At 58.3% G+C, this 17,206-nt stretch carries 17 protein-coding genes; 14 read left to right on the top strand and 3 right to left on the bottom strand.

All coding sequences use genetic code 11. The features are described 5' to 3' along the window. Position 1 precedes the first annotated feature (1 nt). Both glmS and glmU read right to left on the bottom strand, forming a co-directional pair. Entirely contained in the window at positions 2-1,825 is a 1,824-nt protein-coding gene (glmS, locus tag AC2FLJ_RS04490; RefSeq protein WP_496704567.1) for a glutamine--fructose-6-phosphate transaminase (isomerizing), read from the bottom strand. 3 nt (positions 1,826-1,828) lie between these two features. Further along, complete coding sequence (gene glmU / locus AC2FLJ_RS04485; protein WP_472723296.1) at positions 1,829-3,184, bottom strand: bifunctional UDP-N-acetylglucosamine diphosphorylase/glucosamine-1-phosphate N-acetyltransferase GlmU; 1,356 nt, start codon at positions 3,182-3,184, stop codon at positions 1,829-1,831. A 133-nt stretch (positions 3,185-3,317) separates the two neighbouring features. Between glmU and AC2FLJ_RS04480 the strand changes: the two genes are divergently transcribed. The 3 genes from AC2FLJ_RS04480 to AC2FLJ_RS04470 all read left to right on the top strand — a co-directional run bounded on the left by AC2FLJ_RS04480 (position 3,318) and on the right by AC2FLJ_RS04470 (position 6,539). Further along, positions 3,318-3,989, top strand: a complete 672-nt coding sequence (locus AC2FLJ_RS04480) for an HAD-IA family hydrolase (protein ID WP_496704565.1) — start codon at positions 3,318-3,320, stop codon at positions 3,987-3,989. A 39-nt stretch (positions 3,990-4,028) separates the two neighbouring features. After that, positions 4,029-5,219, top strand: a complete 1,191-nt coding sequence (locus AC2FLJ_RS04475) for a DegT/DnrJ/EryC1/StrS family aminotransferase (protein WP_496704563.1) — start codon at positions 4,029-4,031, stop codon at positions 5,217-5,219. Between the two features lie 156 nt (positions 5,220-5,375). Then, entirely contained in the window at positions 5,376-6,539 is a 1,164-nt protein-coding gene (locus AC2FLJ_RS04470; RefSeq protein WP_282153997.1) for an isovaleryl-CoA dehydrogenase, read from the top strand. A 54-nt stretch (positions 6,540-6,593) separates the two neighbouring features. On the opposite strand, the gene AC2FLJ_RS04465 is transcribed toward AC2FLJ_RS04470, so the two are convergent. Beyond that, positions 6,594-7,199: an OmpW/AlkL family protein gene (locus tag AC2FLJ_RS04465; RefSeq protein ID WP_496704561.1), complete on the bottom strand. Its 606-nt coding sequence runs from the start codon at positions 7,197-7,199 to the stop codon at positions 6,594-6,596. 205 nt (positions 7,200-7,404) lie between these two features. On the opposite strand from AC2FLJ_RS04465, the gene AC2FLJ_RS04460 reads away from it, so the two are divergent. The 11 genes from AC2FLJ_RS04460 (at position 7,405) to AC2FLJ_RS04410 (ending at position 17,205) form a co-directional block, all read left to right on the top strand. Further along, positions 7,405-8,868, top strand: a complete 1,464-nt coding sequence (locus tag AC2FLJ_RS04460; protein ID WP_496696507.1) for an AMP-binding protein — start codon at positions 7,405-7,407, stop codon at positions 8,866-8,868. Next, positions 8,858-9,658: a hypothetical protein gene (locus AC2FLJ_RS04455; RefSeq protein ID WP_108861589.1), complete on the top strand. Its 801-nt coding sequence runs from the start codon at positions 8,858-8,860 to the stop codon at positions 9,656-9,658. Before AC2FLJ_RS04460 ends, AC2FLJ_RS04455 begins: the two co-directional genes overlap by 11 nt. After that, positions 9,655-11,259, top strand: coding sequence for a carboxyl transferase domain-containing protein (locus tag AC2FLJ_RS04450; protein WP_496695838.1), 1,605 nt, complete (start codon positions 9,655-9,657; stop codon positions 11,257-11,259). The genes AC2FLJ_RS04455 and AC2FLJ_RS04450 overlap by 4 nt, the downstream gene beginning before the upstream one ends. Before the next feature lies 1 nt (position 11,260). After that, positions 11,261-11,686: an ASCH domain-containing protein gene (locus AC2FLJ_RS04445; RefSeq protein ID WP_496695837.1), complete on the top strand. Its 426-nt coding sequence runs from the start codon at positions 11,261-11,263 to the stop codon at positions 11,684-11,686. A gap of 3 nt (positions 11,687-11,689) precedes the next feature. After that, entirely contained in the window at positions 11,690-13,618 is a 1,929-nt protein-coding gene (locus AC2FLJ_RS04440) for an acetyl/propionyl/methylcrotonyl-CoA carboxylase subunit alpha (RefSeq protein WP_496695835.1), read from the top strand. A 66-nt stretch (positions 13,619-13,684) separates the two neighbouring features. Next, positions 13,685-14,539, top strand: coding sequence for a hydroxymethylglutaryl-CoA lyase (locus AC2FLJ_RS04435; RefSeq protein WP_496704558.1), 855 nt, complete (start codon positions 13,685-13,687; stop codon positions 14,537-14,539). Positions 14,540-14,548: 9 nt separating this feature from the next. After that, complete coding sequence (locus AC2FLJ_RS04430; RefSeq protein ID WP_496695831.1) at positions 14,549-15,337, top strand: crotonase/enoyl-CoA hydratase family protein; 789 nt, start codon at positions 14,549-14,551, stop codon at positions 15,335-15,337. 188 nt (positions 15,338-15,525) lie between these two features. Next, positions 15,526-15,891, top strand: a complete 366-nt coding sequence (locus AC2FLJ_RS04425; protein ID WP_058274389.1) for an NADH-quinone oxidoreductase subunit A — start codon at positions 15,526-15,528, stop codon at positions 15,889-15,891. Then, positions 15,882-16,415, top strand: coding sequence for a NuoB/complex I 20 kDa subunit family protein (locus tag AC2FLJ_RS04420; RefSeq protein WP_037307875.1), 534 nt, complete (start codon positions 15,882-15,884; stop codon positions 16,413-16,415). Before AC2FLJ_RS04425 ends, AC2FLJ_RS04420 begins: the two co-directional genes overlap by 10 nt. Positions 16,416-16,426: 11 nt before the next feature. Further along, positions 16,427-17,032, top strand: coding sequence for an NADH-quinone oxidoreductase subunit C (locus AC2FLJ_RS04415; protein ID WP_058274390.1), 606 nt, complete (start codon positions 16,427-16,429; stop codon positions 17,030-17,032). Beyond that, a complete protein-coding gene (locus tag AC2FLJ_RS04410; protein WP_058274391.1) occupies positions 17,032-17,205 on the top strand; it encodes a hypothetical protein in 174 nt (57 codons plus the stop codon). Before AC2FLJ_RS04415 ends, AC2FLJ_RS04410 begins: the two co-directional genes overlap by 1 nt. Position 17,206 lies beyond the last annotated feature (1 nt).

Here is a 17,206-nt window from a genome sequence, read left to right as displayed (position 1 = left end):
CTCACTCCACTGTAACCGATTTTGCCAGGTTGCGCGGCTGGTCTACATCCGTGCCTTTGGCCACCGCCGTGTGATAGGCCAGCAGTTGCGCCGGGACCGAGTAGAGGATCGGCGCCAGGCTAGGGTGGACATGCGGCATCCGGATGATGCTCCAGACGCCATCTTCAGCCTCGGCAATCCCGTCATCGTCCGAGACTAGAATAACCTTACCCTTGCGCGCCATCACCTCTTGCATGTTCGACACCGTTTTGTCGAACACGGCGTCGCGCGGGGCCATAACCACCACAGGCATGTTCTTGTCGATCAGGGCGATTGGTCCGTGCTTCAGCTCACCCGAAGCATAACCTTCGGCGTGGATATAGCTGATTTCCTTGAGCTTCAGCGCCCCCTCCATCGCCAGCGGATACATCAGGCCGCGACCCAGGAACAGAACGTCGCGGGCTTCGGACAGGCGCTGTGCGGACGTCTTGATGGCCGGATTCTGATCCAGCGCTGCATTCATCACCGTTGGCAGGCCGCGTAGCGCAGCATAGTGGTCGGCCAGCTCGTCGTCGGTCAGCGTACCACGATCCGCAGCCGCCTTGAGCGCCATCATCAGCAGAACGCTCAGTTGACACGTGAACGCCTTGGTCGAAGCCACGCCGATCTCAACGCCTGCATGGATGGGCAGGGCGATATCGCTTTCGCGGGCGATCGAACTTTCGGGGACGTTGACGACCGAGACGATCTTGTCCGCCTTGCCTTCGCAATAGCGCAGTGCCGCCAGAGTGTCGGCAGTTTCACCCGACTGACTAACGAACAGCGCCATCGTGCGCCCCGTGATCGGAGGTTCGCGATAGCGGAACTCGCTGGCGATATCGACCTCGACTGGCATTTGGGCCAATTGCTCGAACCAGTACTTCGCCGTCAGGCAGGCGTAAAATGCGGTGCCACAGGCCACCATGGTCAATCGATCCAGTTTGGTGAAATCCAGATCGGCGCCAGGCAGAACCACCTGATCACCACCACTTGGCAGGTATGACCGGATCGCGTCGGCAATCACGATGGGTTGTTCGGCAATTTCCTTGGCCATGAAGTGTTTATGGCCGTTCTTTTCGGTCTGTGTGTGGTCCAGTTTGATCTGGCGAGTCTCGCGATTAGCCAATTCACCGGCTTCGTTGCAGATTTCCAGAGAGGTTCGGGTCAGAACAGCCCGGTCGCCTTCCTCGAGATAGGTGATGCGATCCGTAAGCGGGGCCAGCGCAATGGCGTCTGAGCCCACGTACATCTCACCATCTCCGTGACCGATAGCCAAAGGTGATCCCTTGCGCGCGGCGACGATCAGATCGTCCTGACCGTCGAACAGAAAGGCCAGCGCAAACGCACCAACAAGCTGATCGATGGTCTTGAAGGCGGCCTCAACCGGCGACAGGCCTGTCTTCAGGTAATACTCCGTCATCAGGGCGACGGTTTCGGTGTCCGTCTCGGTCGCGAAACCGATGCCATGTTCGGCCAGTTCTGCCCGCAACTCACGATAGTTTTCGACGATACCATTATGAACAACCGCCACAGGGCCGGCCTGATGCGGGTGCGCGTTGGTCACCGACGGTACGCCATGGGTAGCCCAACGGGTATGACCAATACCGGATTTGCCGGGCAGCGGGTCGTGCACCAGCAGATCGCTCAGGTTGACCAACTTGCCGACCGCCCGACGACGTCCAAGCGTGCCACCATTGACCGTGGCAATCCCGGCGCTGTCATAGCCACGATATTCAAGACGTTTTAGCGCCTCGACCAAAGTTGGCGCGGCCTCATGCTCACCCAGTACACCTACAATTCCACACATAACTCAGGCTCCCTTGTTGCGGCGAGCCTTCTTCGCCTTCAACATCTCAAACAATTTGCGCGCATAGCCGGGCTTGTTGTCCTGCTTGGCACGTGCCACGGCCAGCGCGTCGGGTTCTACATCCCGCGTGACGACTGTACCTGTTGCGGTCATCGCGCCGTCACCGACAGAAACCGGGGCAACTAGCATAGTGTTGGAGCCGATAAAGACGTTCTCTCCGATGGTCGTCTGGTGCTTCATCACGCCGTCATAGTTACAAGTGATCGTACCCGCGCCGATATTGGTCGACGCTCCAACCGAGGCGTCGCCGATATAGCTGAGATGGTTGACCTTAGCGCCTTCAGCGATCTGGGCATTCTTTGTCTCAACGAAATTGCCGATACGGGTGTTTTCGGCCAGTTCTGTACCTGGGCGCAGGCGCGCGTAGGGGCCGACGATGGCACCGCGGCTGACATGACACCCTTCCAGATGCGAAAACGCACGGATCGTCGCGCCGCTTTCGACGGTAACGCCGGGGCCGAAGACGACGTTGGGTTCGATCACCGTGTCTCGGCCTACGATCGTGTCAGCGGACAGATAAACCGTTTCGGGGGCCATCAGCGTCACGCCCAAAGCCAACAACTCATTGCGCGCACGGGTCTGAAACTCGGCATCGGCCGCAGCCAGATCAGCACGAGAGTCCACGCCCAGCGTTTCAGCCTCATCGCATTTGATGGCAGTTGCCGACAGACCGCGCGCATTTGCCAGTGCCACGATTTCGGTCAGGTAGTATTCACCCGAGGCGTTATCGTTGCCGACCGCGTCAATCAATTCGAACAGTACTTTTGCGTTGCAGGCCAGTAATCCACTGTTGGTAAAGCGAATGGCGCGCTGTTCTTCGGTTGCGTCTTTGTATTCAACGATTTCGACCAGTTTTTCGCCATCCATGATCAATCGGCCATAGCGGGGTTGAACTTCGGCAATATCAAAGCCCAGCATGACCAGATCAAAGGACGCGCGCGCCTCAATCATACGCTCCAGTGTTCTGGGGTTGATAAAGGGCGTGTCGCCGTAAAGGACGATCACATCGCCATCGAAATCGGCAAGTGCATCCCGCGCCTGCGCAACTGCATGCGCTGTTCCAAGCTGTTCTTTCTGAACGACAATCTGCGCGGCTTCATCCTCGGAAGTGGCGGCTTTAGCAACCTCCTCAGAGCCGTGACCAGTTACAATAACTGTTCGTTCGGGTGACAACACTGCTCCGGCGCGCATTGCATGAACCAGCATCGGGGTCTGGGCAATCGGGTGCAAAACTTTTGGGGTATCCGAATTCATCCTGGTGCCTTTTCCGGCGGCAAGGATAACAAGGGCAGTGGTCATAAAATCGATTTCTCTTTGTGTTTTGTTGCGGCCCGTTTTATCCGCTGAGTTCAAAGGCGCAAGCGGTTCGGGCATCAAACAAGATTGCCGTTTGCAACACTTATGGCGAAGTATCGCCGAATTAGGGGGCAAAATGCGTACGGTTATCTTCGATCTGGACGGGACCTTGGCCGATACATCGGGCGATTTGCTGGCCGCCGCTAACCACTGTTTTCGGCATATGGGGCATGGGGATGTGTTGGTTCACGGTGAAGATGCGGGCGTTGCGCTGCGCGGTGGCCGAATGATGCTGACCCATGGGTTGAAACGGGTGGGCGCTTATGACGATGCAACGGTTCAAGACTACTACCCGATGCTGCTTGAAGCGTATTCCGACGATATCGACAGGCATACCCATTTCTACCCTGGCGCGCTGGACGCAGTGGAAATGTTGAAGTCCGCAGGTTACGGGGTTGGCATCTGTACCAATAAGCCTGAAGCCTTGGCCCATCAGTTGCTCACGCAGATGGGAGTGCGTGAACTGTTTGCCTCTTTAGTTGGTGCAGACACGCTGTCGGTGCGCAAGCCTGATCCGGAGCCGTTGCGCGAAGCTGCACGCCGGGCGGGTGGTCATCCTGATTTATGTGTTCTGATTGGCGATTCCGACACTGACCGAAACACGGCCCGTGCCGCGGGTGTGCCGTCGGTATTGGTTACCTTCGGCCCGTCCGGCGATGATATGGCCGCGCTGGAACCCGAAGCTCTGCTGCACCATTTCCATGATTTACCAGAATTGGTTGCAGAGTTGATTGGCGCGGCCGCGTAATCCCTTGACCCGAACGTTTTGCAGGACCAGAACACTCTTATGACCGAGATATTCACTGGCAGCTTCACCCAGCAGGAACCCATTCCAGAAGAGGCGGTTGAGGCCGCGCTGGCGGTACTGCGCCACGGGCGTCTGCATCGTTATAACGTCGTACCTGGCGAATTGGGCGAAACCGCCCTGCTGGAACAGGAATTTGCCGCCCAGACAGGTGCCAAATACTGTCTGGCCGTGTCCTCGGGCGGCTATGCGATGGCAACGGCACTGAGGGCCGTGGGGGTCAACCCGGGGGACCCGGTGCTGACGAACACGTTCACTCTGGCACCTGTGCCCGGATCTATTGCTTCGGTCAGTGCGCGCCCCGTTTTTGTGGGTGTGACCGAAGACCTTACGATTGATCTGGACGATCTCGAAACCAAGCTGGATCAGGCCCGCGTTTTGATGCTGAGCCATATGCGTGGTCATCTGTGTGACATGGATCGGCTGATGCAGATGTGCGATGCCGCAGGTGTCACGGTGATCGAGGATTGCGCCCACACAATGGGCGCTGCGTGGCATGGGCAGGTTTCGGGCCGACAAGGCGCGATTGGCTGCTATTCCTGCCAGACCTACAAACACGTCAATTCGGGCGAGGGCGGCTTGCTTATCACCGATGATGAGGAACTGGCGGCAAAGGCAACGATGCTGTCGGGGTCCTACATGCTGTACGAACGCCACCTTGCGGCACCGGGGCCAGAGGTGTTTGAGCGGATCAAGTATCATACCCCCAATGTCTCGGGGCGAATGGATAATCTGCGGGCCGCAATCCTGCGCCCGCAATTGCGCGATCTGGATCGGCAGATTGAACGCTGGAACGAACGCTATTTCGAAATCGAAAAAGGCCTGCGCGAGACGCCAGGTCTGAGCGTTGTCGACCGGCCAGAGGCCGAGACATTTGTCGGTTCCTCGATCCAGTTCCTGTTGCTCGATTGGACGGCGGAGCGGGTAAACGAGGTTATCCAGCGCTGCGCGGCCCGGGGGGTCGAGCTTAAGTGGTTCGGCGGGGCCGAGCCGAACGGCTTTACATCGCGCTATGACAGCTGGCGATATGCCGACAGCGCGCCGATGCCAAAAAGTGATCGAATCCTCGCCGGGATCGTCGACATGCGCGTTCCCTTAACCTTTTCGCTTGATGATTGCGCGCTGATCGCACGGATCATTCGGGCAGAGGTGAGCGCAGTGTATCAGTCGTAATCCAATCGAGTGCGCGTGACGCGCACGCTTTATTTGTATGAAACTGCCGCCCCGATCAGGGCGGCGGTTTGTTTTTGGGATGCCGTCGTTGACCCAATTCAGATTCGCTGCTATTTATTGAACAACTGTTCATTAATGCGAAAGAGGAGATCGCTTATGTTCACGGCGGCCATGCAATTTGATCTGGGCGAGGACGTGAATGCCCTGCGTGAAATGGTACACCGGTGGGCGCAGGAGCGGGTCAAGCCGATGGCGGGTGAAATCGATGCCTCGAACGCATTTCCAAACGAGCTTTGGAAAGAGATGGGCGATCTGGGTTTGCTCGGCATCACTGTGTCCGAGGAATACGGTGGGGCAGGGATGTCCTATTTGGCCCACACTGTAGCTGTGGAAGAGGTTGCGCGGGCATCGGCCTCGGTCTCTCTGTCTTATGGCGCGCATTCGAACCTGTGCGTCAATCAGATCAAGCTGAACGGTAATGACGAGCAAAAGGCGAAATACCTGCCGCGCCTGATCTCGGGCGAACATGTTGGTGCGTTGGCCATGTCCGAGGCTTCCGCCGGATCCGATGTTGTGTCGATGAAGTTGCGTGCGGAAAAACGCAATGATCACTACCGGCTGAACGGCAACAAATACTGGATCACCAACGGGCCGGACGCGGATACGCTGGTCGTATATGCCAAGACCAACCCGGAGGCCGGATCGAAGGGCATCACCGCGTTTCTGATTGAGAAAGAGATGAAGGGCTTCTCGACCTCGCCCCATTTCGACAAGTTGGGGATGCGCGGTTCGAACACGGCCGAGCTGATCTTTGAAGATGTCGAGGTGCCGTTCGAAAACGTTTTGGGCGAAGAAGGTAAGGGCGTTGCGGTTCTGATGTCCGGGCTGGATTACGAACGTGTGGTTCTGGCCGGAATTGGAACCGGCATCATGGCGGCCTGTCTGGATGAGATCATGCCCTATCTGGCAGAGCGAAAGCAGTTCGGCAAACCGATCGGCAGCTTTCAACTGATGCAGGGCAAGATCGCCGATATGTACACCGCGATGAATTCCGCACGGGCCTATGTCTATGAGGTCGCCAAGGCTTGTGACCGGGGGGATGTAACCCGTCAGGATGCGGCGGCGTGCTGTCTTTATGCTTCAGAACAGGGCATGTCGCAGGCGCATCAGGCTGTTCAGGCGATGGGTGGGGCAGGGTTCCTGTCTGACTCGGCGGTCAGCCGGATTTTCCGCGATGCCAAGCTGATGGAGATTGGCGCGGGCACCAGCGAAATCCGCCGGATGCTGATCGGGCGGGAACTGATGAACGAGATGCGCTGAGAGAAGAAAACGCTTCGCAGACGAGGGAACTGCGAAGCGTTTTCCTTGGAAGGATCAGAACTTATGAACGTAGGATACGCCGACAAGGAAGGGATCGATATCGGCTTTGCCGATCTTGGTTCCGTTCAGTTTGACGTCCGTGTCGATATCAAACCAACGTACGTTCAGACGGACAGCACCATTGTCCGAGACCATATAGTCCAGACCGGCCTGCAGCGAGACACCGAAAGAGTCATCGACCTTCAGATCACCCAGTGCGGACTGCTCGTCGAAGAAGATGGTGTAGTTCAGACCGGCACCGACATAGGGCTTCCATGCGCTGTTGGTCGGGAAGTGATAGTTCAGCGACAGGGTGGGCGGCAGGTGCTTGACGGTGCCAGCCTCGGTGCTTCCGCCCAGGGTTACGGTGTGCTTGAACGGTGTCGCGGCCAGCAATTCGATGCCCAGATTGTCACGGATGAAATACTCGGCAGTGAAGATCGGGCGGGTGTCCGAGTCGATCTCGGCCTTTTGTCCGGCCAGCGTGCCATTATCGGACTTGGGGTTGAGGTAACCGACACCGACACCGACGGTCCAATCACCCTGCGATTGGGCAAAGGCGGGGGCGGCAAGCGCCACCAGCGCGGTGGAAAGTGTCAAAGTGGCGAGTTTGTTGGTCATGGTCTTGCCTTTGGTTCAGTTGATGAGATTGAATTGACAGCCGCGCGATCCGCGCACTCTGATCTGCATCAAATTTGTGTGACGGGGTCATCGGAGGTTTCTCCGGTAAGGCCCTTGAAAATAAGGGAATTGCAGCGTGCCAGAAGCTAATCGCATACCGGGTTTGCGTTCAGCGGGGGGCTGGGACGTGCCATCTCGTCTGAATATGGCGCGTCAGTGTCTTGATCACGCACCGGATCAGGTCGCCGTGATCGACTTGACAGGAAGCGACGAGCGGCGCGTCACCTACGGGCAGCTTGCTGAAATGACAGACGGCATCGCGCGTGCGCTGTCGAAGAAAGTGCAGCCGGGGGATCGCGTGGGCGTGTTGCTCAGCCAGTCACCGTGGTGTGCGGCGGCGCATCTGGCGATCTGGAAAATCGGCGCGATCTCTGTGCCGTTGTTCAAACTATTCAAGCAAGATGCCCTGCGGTCTCGGGTAGGCGATGCCGGAGCGCAGGTTGTGCTGACCGACCCGGACGGCGCGACGCTGTTAGGCGACTTGGCAGAACCGCTCATGGCGGACCAGATTGGCGAAGACGGAGGCGTTGTGCCATTCGCTGACACCGGGCCAGAGGATCCGGCGGTGTTGATCTATACCTCTGGCACCACGGGAAGCCCGAAAGGTGCGTTGCATGGCCACCGGGTGCTGACCGGCCACCTTCCGGGGGTTTCGATCAGCCATAACAACCTGTGCGAAGGCGACTGCCTCTGGACACCGGCCGATTGGGCCTGGATCGGCGGGTTGTTCGATGTGCTGATGCCCGGTCTTGCGCTGGGAATCCCCGTAGTCGCCGCACGGCTGGACAAATTCACCCCAGAAGCCTGCGCCGATGTGATTGCGCGCGGTGGTGTGCGAAACGTGTTCTTTCCCCCAACGGCACTTCGAATGCTCAAGGCGGCGGATCAGGCACTTCCCGGGCTACGGTCAGTCGCGTCCGGGGGTGAGCCGCTGGGGGCCGAGATGTTAGCATGGGGGCAGAAGGCCTTCGGTCTAACGATCAACGAATTCTACGGCCAGACCGAATGCAACATGGTTGTCTCTTCCTGCTCAGATGACTTCCCGGTGCGGCCCGGCTGCATAGGCAAACCGGTCCCGGGGCACGAAATTGCGGTGATCGACGAGGACGGCAACCCGACGGCTGATGAGGGTGACGTGGCCATCCGGCGAGGCTCGGCCTCAATGCTGTTGGAATATTGGAACCGCCCCGAGGCAACGGCTGAGAAATTTCGCGGCGATTGGCTGATTACCGGCGACCGCGGTGTGTGGGAGGGTGAGTACCTGCGTTTCGTAGGGCGCGACGATGATGTCATCACCTCGTCCGGTTATCGTATCGGCCCGGCAGAGATCGAGGATTGCCTGCTGACCCACCCGGCGGTGGCAACGGTGGGCGTGGTCGGCAAGCCCGACAAGCTGCGGACAGAAATCGTCAAGGCATATGTGGTTTTGAAACCGGCGGCTGACGCCTCGGAATCCGAGTTGCAGGAGTGGGTTAAAACCCGCCTTGCGCATTATTCTTACCCCCGTGAAGTGGCTTTTGTGCAAGAGTTGCCTTTGACCGTGACCGGAAAAGTAATCCGAAAGGAATTGAAGCGTCGCGCGTCTGAGGAGGGAAATCATGGCGGATAAGTCCAGTATCAGAACGGGGATTGAATTCAGCGCGACGGCAATTGCGGTCATTGGCGCGGCTTGGGCCGGTAAGGCTTACTTCGAGACGTGGATGCGGGACACAATCGATAAAGCCGTCGAAGACAAAATTGCAGTCATAGAGCAACTGCAACTGGCAGACCTTCTAGTTTATTATGATTATCCCGACGAGGCTATCTCTGAATTGCGCAAAGTAGCCGGTCGAGTGGCGAGCCTTGATGACGAAGACAAACGAAAAATTGCATTTTACGACAACTATTTAGATGCGATCTCTGCCTCTTACAGCACCTTGAAATATGAACCCGAAATTCGCATGCTGAGAAGTGTCTTCAGCACCGAGATGCAAACCGACGGATGGCATGATGAAAATCTGGCCTATGTCTCGATGTTCCTGCCGGAAGCGCAAGCTGATGAGAATTTTTACAATCGCGAAGTCGTCGGGCGTTTCAAACTTGCCGTGAGCCAGTACGAGGCGGACGGCGACTATGACGCAATGGGAGGCGCCTATCACAACCTATCCCTGGCCTATTTGTGCCGCGGGGATAACGAAGAGGCCATCGAGGCGATGGAGATGGCGGCCGAGATGCTGCCATTTGACTACTATTTTATGGTCCCGATGTCGGATCTGGAAGATTTTCTGGAAGAGCCAGAGATCAAAAAACTTGACGCAGTTTGTTCCAGCAACGTGGCGCAAGGTTACGCGCGTCTGATGCAGAGCTTTGCAGTCAGCGAAAACCCCGTTCGAGATTTTCTAAGAGAGTACACAAGATGAAGCTCCGATCCTCTGCTTTGCCCTCGTCCAAAGGCTTCCGGGAAAACCGCGCGGCTCATCTGGACGCGTTGGCGCAAATTGTCGACGCCGCCGAGGCCGCCCGCATGGGCGGCGGCGAAAAATCCCGCGCACGGCATGAATCGCGGGGCAAGATGCTGCCGCGTCGTAGGGTGGCGAACCTGTTGGACCCGGGGTCGCCGTTCCTTGAGATCGGCGCGACGGCGGCGCATGCGATGTATGGCGACGCCGCTCCCTGTGCCGGGGTAATTGCAGGGATTGGCCGGGTGCAGGGGCAAGAGGTCATGGTGGTGTGCAACGATGCCACCGTGAAGGGTGGCACCTATTATCCGTTGTCAGTCAAAAAGCACCTGCGCGCGCAAGAGATTGCCGAGGAAAACCAACTGCCCTGCATCTATCTGGTCGACAGCGGCGGCGCAAACCTGCCCAATCAGGATGAGGTGTTTCCCGATCGCGATCACTTTGGCCGCATCTTCTATAATCAGGCGCGGATGAGCGCGAAGGGCATCCCGCAAATCGCTGTGGTGATGGGGTCGTGTACGGCTGGCGGGGCCTACGTGCCCGCGATGTCAGATGTAACGATCATCGTCAGGGAACAGGGCACCATCTTTCTCGCCGGACCACCTTTGGTCAAGGCCGCGACGGGTGAGGTGGTCAGCGCCGAAGACTTGGGTGGCGGAGATGTCCATACGCGCCTGTCCGGGGTGGCGGATTATTTGGCCGAGGATGACGCCCACGCGCTAGCTTTGGCGCGGCGGGCCGTCGGATCGCTGAACCGGCGCAAGCCACAGACGGTGGATTGGGCCAACCCCGAGGATCCGGCCTATGACCCCGAAGAGATTCTGGGCGTCGTCCCCGCCGATCTGCGCACGCCCTATGACATTCGCGAGGTGATTGCGCGGTTGGTCGATGGCTCGCGCTTTGACGAATTCAAGCCGCGCTTTGGTGAGACGCTGGTGACAGGGTTCGCTCATGTCAAAGGCTGCCCGGTTGGGATCATCGCCAATAACGGCGTGCTGTTTTCGGAAGCTGCGCAAAAGGGCGCGCATTTTGTGGAACTGTGTTCACAGCGCAAAATTCCATTGGTGTTTCTGCAAAATATCACTGGCTTCATGGTTGGGCGGAAATACGAAAACGAAGGCATCGCGCGGCATGGGGCCAAGATGGTGACTGCGGTCGCGACGACCAATGTGCCAAAAATCACCATGCTGGTGGGTGGCTCATTCGGAGCGGGGAATTACGGCATGTCAGGACGGGCCTACCAACCGCGGTTCCTGTGGACATGGCCAAACTCGCGCATTTCCGTGATGGGTGGAGAGCAGGCGGCGGGTGTTCTGGCCACCGTAAAACGCGATGGGATTGAACGCCAGGGCGGAACTTGGTCGGCGGAAGAAGAGGCCGAGTTCAAGCGCCCCACGCTGGAGATGTTCGAAGAACAATCCCATCCGCTCTATGCCTCAGCGCGGCTGTGGGACGACGGAATTATCGACCCGCGCAAAAGCCGGGACGTGCTGTCCTTGTCGTTGAACGCGGCACTGAATGCGCCGATTGAGGAGACACGCTTTGGCGTGTTCAGGATGTAAGATGAGCATCGACCTGGAAAAAATAAAAGCGCGTTATCCCGATGCACAGACGTTCAAATTCGGCGACAGTGCAATCCTGAGTGCCGAGCTTTTAGCGCTGGTTCGGGCAGGGCAAAAAACGGCAACCTGCGGCGCACTGCGCGATTATCCCGAAGGCAGCCTTGATACCCCGGTTGTTGGGCGGCGCGATATTGCCCTTGAATGGGATGATCGTCCCGCATTGGTGATTGAGACGGTCGAAGTTTCGATCTGCCGCTATTGTGACATGACCGAAGACTTCGCCTTGGCCGAGGGTGAAAACGAAACGTTAGATGGGTGGCGTGAGGATCACCGGCGTTACTTTGAGCGTAACGGCGGGTTTGATCCCGAGATGGAATTGCTTTGCGAACGGTTCCGCCTGATCGAAGACCTGGTGGATAAGGGCTAAACTATGTTCAAAAAAATCCTGATCGCCAACCGGGGCGAGATTGCTTGTCGGGTGATGGAAACCGCTCAGAAAATGGGTGTAACTTGCGTGGCTGTGTTTTCTGATGCTGATGCGTCGGCCAGGCATGTGCAGATGGCGGACGAGGCTGTTCATATTGGTCGTGCGGCGCCGGCTGAGAGCTATCTCAAGGGCGACGTGATCATTCAAGCCGCGCTCGATACCGGGGCGCAGGCGATCCATCCGGGTTATGGATTTCTCTCGGAAAACCCCGATTTCGTGGATGCGGTCGAGGCGGCTGGCCTGACCTTCATTGGCCCTTCGGCGGATGCGATCCGCAAGATGGGTCTCAAAGACGCGGCCAAGGTATTGATGGAGCAGGCAGGCGTGCCGGTTGTTCCGGGGTATCACGGCGACAATCAGGACCCCGAGCATCTGGCGGGTGCGGCCGACACGATTGGCTATCCGGTCCTGATCAAGGCCGTCGCGGGTGGCGGTGGCAAAGGCATGCGGCTGGTCGAGCGGCCCGCAGATTTTACCGAGGCATTGGACAGCGCCCGGGGTGAGGCCCGCACCGCATTTGGCAATGATGCTGTTCTGGTCGAGAAATTCGTCTCCAAGCCCCGCCATATCGAGGTTCAGGTGTTTGGCGACGGCACCCATGCGGTGCATCTGTTTGAACGCGACTGTTCCCTGCAACGGCGACATCAGAAGGTAATCGAAGAAGCTCCAGCTCCGGGCATGACCGTTGAGATGCGCGAGGCGATGGGGCAGGCGGGCGTGCGTGCCGCCGAGGCCATTGGTTACAAAGGCGCGGGGACGGTTGAATTCATCGTGGATGCCTCGGACGGGCTGCGTCCGGACCGTTTCTGGTTCATGGAGATGAACACCCGCCTGCAGGTTGAACACCCGGTGACCGAGGCGATCACCGGCGTGGACCTTGTCGAATGGCAGTTGCGTGTTGCGGCGGGCGAGAGCCTGCCGAAGCAGCAGAGTGACCTGTCGATCTCAGGCCATTCCTTCGAAGCGCGGCTTTATGCCGAGGACGTGCCAAAGGGCTTTCTGCCGGCGACCGGTACACTGACCCATCTGCGCTTTCCGGCGGCATGCCGCGCAGATAGTGGCGTTCGTGCGGGCGATACGATCAGCCCCTGGTATGATCCGATGATCGCGAAGGTGATCGTGCACGGCCCCACACGCGCTGTCGCATTGGAACAATTGCATCGCGCCCTGAAAGGCACTGAGGTTGCGGGGACAGTGACGAACCTTGGCTTTCTGGGTGCACTGACGCGGCATCCGGGCTTTGCCGTCGGTGATGTTGATACTGGCCTGATTGGTCGCGATCTGGATGTGCTGGCCCGTGCAGAGCCGATCCCGGCGTCTTCGATCGTCGCGGCCGCGATGACGGCTTTGGATCTGGTGGATACAGTTGAGGAAACAGGGTTTTCGCTGTGGGCACCGCTGCATCGCGCGGTCCATTTGCGGGCAGGTGATGATATTGATCTGGACGTTCAGGTAGAAGGTCAGAACCGTCAGGTCTGGCAGGTCCGAGAGCAAACAATCCTTGCCCAGCGCGGTCCGGGCGGTTGGATGATCGACGGAGCCCCTATGCCGCGCGTGTCTGTCTCGGGTTCGCAGATCACAGTCTTTGAAAACTATGGTCAAGTCCTGGAAATTGTTGATCCGTTGGACCGCGATGCCGGTGCCGCTGGCGACACCAATGTGATTGAGGCCCCGATGCCGGGTCTGGTCAAAGCTGTCTTTGCGCAGGTGGGTCAAGCCGTGCAGGAAGGCGACCGGCTGGCAATCCTTGAGGCCATGAAAATGGAACATTCCCTGCTGGCCGCCCGTGACGGCATCGTTGCCGAAGTGCTGGCGGATGCCGGGGCGCAGGTTGAGGCTGGGGCCGCGTTGGTCCGGCTGGAGGAGGAATGAACTGTCCCCTTTTCGAACAACGTGGCACAGTCGAATCGAATGCGGCAATCAGAGAAGGACACAGCAATGGGTGAACGGGTCGAAATCTTCGAAGTGGGTCCGCGCGACGGTCTGCAAAACGAAAAGCGCGAAATTGCAGTGGCGGACAAGGTGGCGCTGGTCGATTGCCTGAGCAAGGCCGGTTTCAACCGCATCGAAGTGGCCAGTTTTGTCTCGCCCAAATGGGTGCCGCAAATGGCGGGCAGCGCGGACGTGTTGGCCGGGATCAAACGGGCCGACGGTGTCCGCTATGGAGCGCTGACACCGAACATGCAGGGATACGAAGACGCTTTGGCCGCAAAGGCGGATGAGATCGCGGTATTCGCTTCGGCTTCGGAAGGGTTCTCAAAAGCCAATATCAACGCGACTATTGAAGAATCCATCGACCGCTTTGTCCCGATCCTTGAAGCTGCGCGCCACATCGACTTGCCTGTACGTGGATATGTGTCCTGCGTGACTGATTGCCCCTTTGACGGACCAACACCGCCCGAGAAAGTGGCTGAAGTTGCGGACCGGCTGTTCTCGTTGGGATGTTACGAAGTATCGCTGGGGGACACGATCGGGCAGGGCACGCCCGACACCATTGCCCATATGCTGCTGGCCGTGCGCGAACGCGTTCCGATGACGCGGCTCGCGGGGCATTTCCACGACACCAACGGGCGGGCCATCGACAATATCGACGCTGCGCTGGCGCTGGGCGTTCGGGTTTTCGACAGCGCCGTTGGCGGTTTGGGCGGGTGTCCTTACGCGCCGGGCGCTGCCGGAAACGTCGCCACCGAAGCTGTTGTGGCTCATTTGGAGCGGCTTGGATATCAGACCGGCCTCGACCTTGCGGTCATTGAAGAGGCCGCGCAGATGACACGCGCCATACGATCCCAGTAAGGAGCGGACATGTTTGAAACGATTGCGGTGACCACGGACGCGCGCGGTGTGGCCACTCTGACCCTGAACCGTGCCGACAAGCACAACGCCATGTCGGCCCAGATGATCACCGATCTTACGCAAGCCGCGCACCAGCTTGGAACCGACGACGCCGTGCGTGTTGTTGTACTGACCGGTGCGGGCAAAAGCTTTTGTGCTGGCGGTGATCTTGGGTGGATGCAATCTCAGATGGCGGCAGAATCCGAGACCCGGTTTGTCGAGGCGCGTAAGCTGGCCGAAATGTTGCAGGCGCTGAACACGTTGCCCAAACCGCTAATCGGCGCGATCCACGGCAATGCCTTTGGCGGCGGTGTGGGATTGGCGTCGGTTTGCGACGTAGCGATCGGAGTGGAAACGGTCAAAATGGGGCTGACAGAGACCAAGCTGGGGCTGATCCCGGCCACGATTGGCCCCTATGTCATCGCCCGCATGGGCGAAGCCCGCGCGCGGCGCGTGTTCATGTCGGCCCGGGTCTTCGAAGCCGCAGAAGCTGTAGAGCTGGGCCTGCTGGCCAGAATTGTGCCCGCTGCCGACCTGAATGATGCGGTTGAGTCCGAAGTCCTGCCCTATCTTACCTGTGCATCCGGCGCGGTGGCATCGGCCAAGCAATTGGTTCGCCAGCTGGGGCCGCGCATTGACGATGCCGTGATCGACCACACGATCCGCGAGCTGGTTGACAGGTGGGAAACCGAAGAGGCCAAGGAGGGAATCGGCGCATTCTTTGAAAAAAGAAAACCTGCATGGATTAGTAAGGTTTAGGCGCCACTTGTGATGTGGCCGCGATTGTGTGGGTGACCTTCTGGGACAGAGCTTCGATAAGTCGAATATTAACCCCCTGTGCGTTTGTGTTCGGTTGACCCTCTGACCCCGCAGGGATAGAGAATGTCCAGTCAACACGCCAATTGACGGCGCTCCCTTTCAGGGTATGCGCAGGAAAGGAGCTGTACGTGGAAGACCTATTGCGGGAGTATCTCCCGATTCTGGTGTTTCTGGCCGTAGCTGTGGGCCTTGGAATCGTTTTGATTCTGGCGGCAGTCGTTCTGGCGGTCCGCAATCCCGACCCCGAGAAAGTCAGCGCATATGAATGTGGTTTCAACGCGTTCGATGATGCGCGGATGAAGTTTGATGTCCGGTTCTATCTGGTCGCGATTCTCTTCATCATATTCGACCTGGAAATCGCGTTTCTGTTCCCCTGGGCTGTCGGCTTCAAGGACATCAGCGATGTTGGCTTCTGGTCCATGATCGTGTTCCTGGGTGTTCTGACCATCGGCTTTGCCTATGAATGGAAGAAGGGGGCCCTGGAATGGGAGTGATGACGGGTGCAAACACCGCCGGCGTCGACAAAGAAGTCGCCACCCAGGCCCTGAATGCCGAGCTGCAGGACAAAGGGTTTTTGCTGACCTCGACCGAGGACATCATCAACTGGGCTCGCACCGGCTCGCTGCACTGGATGACTTTCGGTCTGGCCTGCTGCGCGGTTGAGATGATGCACACCTCGATGCCGCGTTACGATGCGGAACGGTTTGGCATCGCACCCCGTGCTTCCCCCCGACAGTCGGACGTGATGATCGTGGCTGGCACCCTGACCAACAAGATGGCCCCCGCTCTGCGCAAGGTTTATGACCAGATGCCCGAGCCGCGCTATGTGATCTCAATGGGCTCTTGCGCCAATGGCGGCGGCTACTACCACTACTCATATTCCGTTGTGCGTGGCTGCGACCGTATTGTTCCAGTGGACATCTACGTCCCCGGCTGCCCCCCGACCGCTGAGGCGCTGTTGTACGGTCTGATGCAGTTGCAACGCAAAATCCGCCGTACCGGCACCATCGTGCGCTGAGGAGAGAGTTGATGAGCGAAGCACTCAAAGAACTCGGCACCCAGCTGGAGTTGAAGCGAACTGATTGTGTTCTGTCCTGGGACGTAACCCATGGTGAGTTGAACGTAGATGTGGCGCTGTCGAACGTTGTGGAATTTATTGAATTCCTGAAGTCCGACCGCGGCTGCCAGTTCTCCACGCTCGTCGATATCACCGGCGTCGACTACCCGGAACGGGCCAAGCGTTTTGACGTGGTTTATCACTTCCTGTCGATGTATCAGAACCAGCGTATCCGCCTGCGGGTCTCGATCCGCGAAGAGGACATGGTGCCTTCGATCGTGGATGTGCATCCCTCGGCCAATTGGTTTGAGCGCGAAGTGTTCGACATGTTCGGCATCTTGTTCTCAGGCCACCCGGATCTGCGGCGCATCCTGACCGACTATGGATTCCGTGGCTATCCGCTGCGCAAGGATTTCCCAACCACAGGATACACCGAAGTTCGATATGACGAGGCCCAAAAGCGCGTTGTGTATGAGCCTGTGTCGCTAGTCCAGGAATACCGTCAGTTCGATTTCATGTCCCCGTGGGAAGGCGCGAATTACATACTGCCGGGTGATGAAAAGCAGGAGGCCGAATAATGGGTGGCATTTGGTGGCTGATCCTGTCTGCGCTGACCATCATCCCGATGGTGAAGATATTGCCGTTTTTCGGGATCAATAAATTCTGGTGCCTTCTTTGTCTGGTTCCATTCGGCACGATCGCGTTGCTGTGGTGGGTCGGGCTGAAACTACAAGAGTTGGAGCGCCGATAAG

The organism is Ruegeria sp. CDSA034, from assembly GCF_059612275.1.
Note: the sequence above shows the minus strand (reverse complement) of the source record. Positions and strands in the feature narration are given on the sequence as shown.

Excerpts from the sequence above, each read along its gene's own strand:
- AC2FLJ_RS04445 (WP_496695837.1), top strand. The coding sequence starts at position 11,261 with ATGAGCATCGACCTGGAAAAAATAAAAGCGCGTTATCCCGATGCACAG.
- AC2FLJ_RS04440 (WP_496695835.1), top strand. The coding sequence starts at position 11,690 with ATGTTCAAAAAAATCCTGATCGCCAACCGGGGCGAGATTGCTTGTCGG.
- AC2FLJ_RS04470 (WP_282153997.1), top strand. The coding sequence starts at position 5,376 with ATGTTCACGGCGGCCATGCAATTTGATCTGGGCGAGGACGTGAATGCC.
- AC2FLJ_RS04465 (WP_496704561.1), bottom strand. The coding sequence starts at position 7,199 with ATGACCAACAAACTCGCCACTTTGACACTTTCCACCGCGCTGGTGGCG.
- AC2FLJ_RS04480 (WP_496704565.1), top strand. The coding sequence starts at position 3,318 with ATGCGTACGGTTATCTTCGATCTGGACGGGACCTTGGCCGATACATCG.
- AC2FLJ_RS04475 (WP_496704563.1), top strand. The coding sequence starts at position 4,029 with ATGACCGAGATATTCACTGGCAGCTTCACCCAGCAGGAACCCATTCCA.
- AC2FLJ_RS04435 (WP_496704558.1), top strand. The coding sequence starts at position 13,685 with ATGGGTGAACGGGTCGAAATCTTCGAAGTGGGTCCGCGCGACGGTCTG.
- AC2FLJ_RS04430 (WP_496695831.1), top strand. The coding sequence starts at position 14,549 with ATGTTTGAAACGATTGCGGTGACCACGGACGCGCGCGGTGTGGCCACT.
- AC2FLJ_RS04455 (WP_108861589.1), top strand. The coding sequence starts at position 8,858 with ATGGCGGATAAGTCCAGTATCAGAACGGGGATTGAATTCAGCGCGACG.
- AC2FLJ_RS04415 (WP_058274390.1), top strand. The coding sequence starts at position 16,427 with ATGAGCGAAGCACTCAAAGAACTCGGCACCCAGCTGGAGTTGAAGCGA.
- glmU (WP_472723296.1), bottom strand. The coding sequence starts at position 3,184 with ATGACCACTGCCCTTGTTATCCTTGCCGCCGGAAAAGGCACCAGGATG.
- AC2FLJ_RS04410 (WP_058274391.1), top strand. The coding sequence starts at position 17,032 with ATGGGTGGCATTTGGTGGCTGATCCTGTCTGCGCTGACCATCATCCCG.
- glmS (WP_496704567.1), bottom strand. The coding sequence starts at position 1,825 with ATGTGTGGAATTGTAGGTGTACTGGGTGAGCATGAGGCCGCGCCAACT.
- AC2FLJ_RS04450 (WP_496695838.1), top strand. The coding sequence starts at position 9,655 with ATGAAGCTCCGATCCTCTGCTTTGCCCTCGTCCAAAGGCTTCCGGGAA.
- AC2FLJ_RS04420 (WP_037307875.1), top strand. The coding sequence starts at position 15,882 with ATGGGAGTGATGACGGGTGCAAACACCGCCGGCGTCGACAAAGAAGTC.
- AC2FLJ_RS04460 (WP_496696507.1), top strand. The coding sequence starts at position 7,405 with ATGGCGCGTCAGTGTCTTGATCACGCACCGGATCAGGTCGCCGTGATC.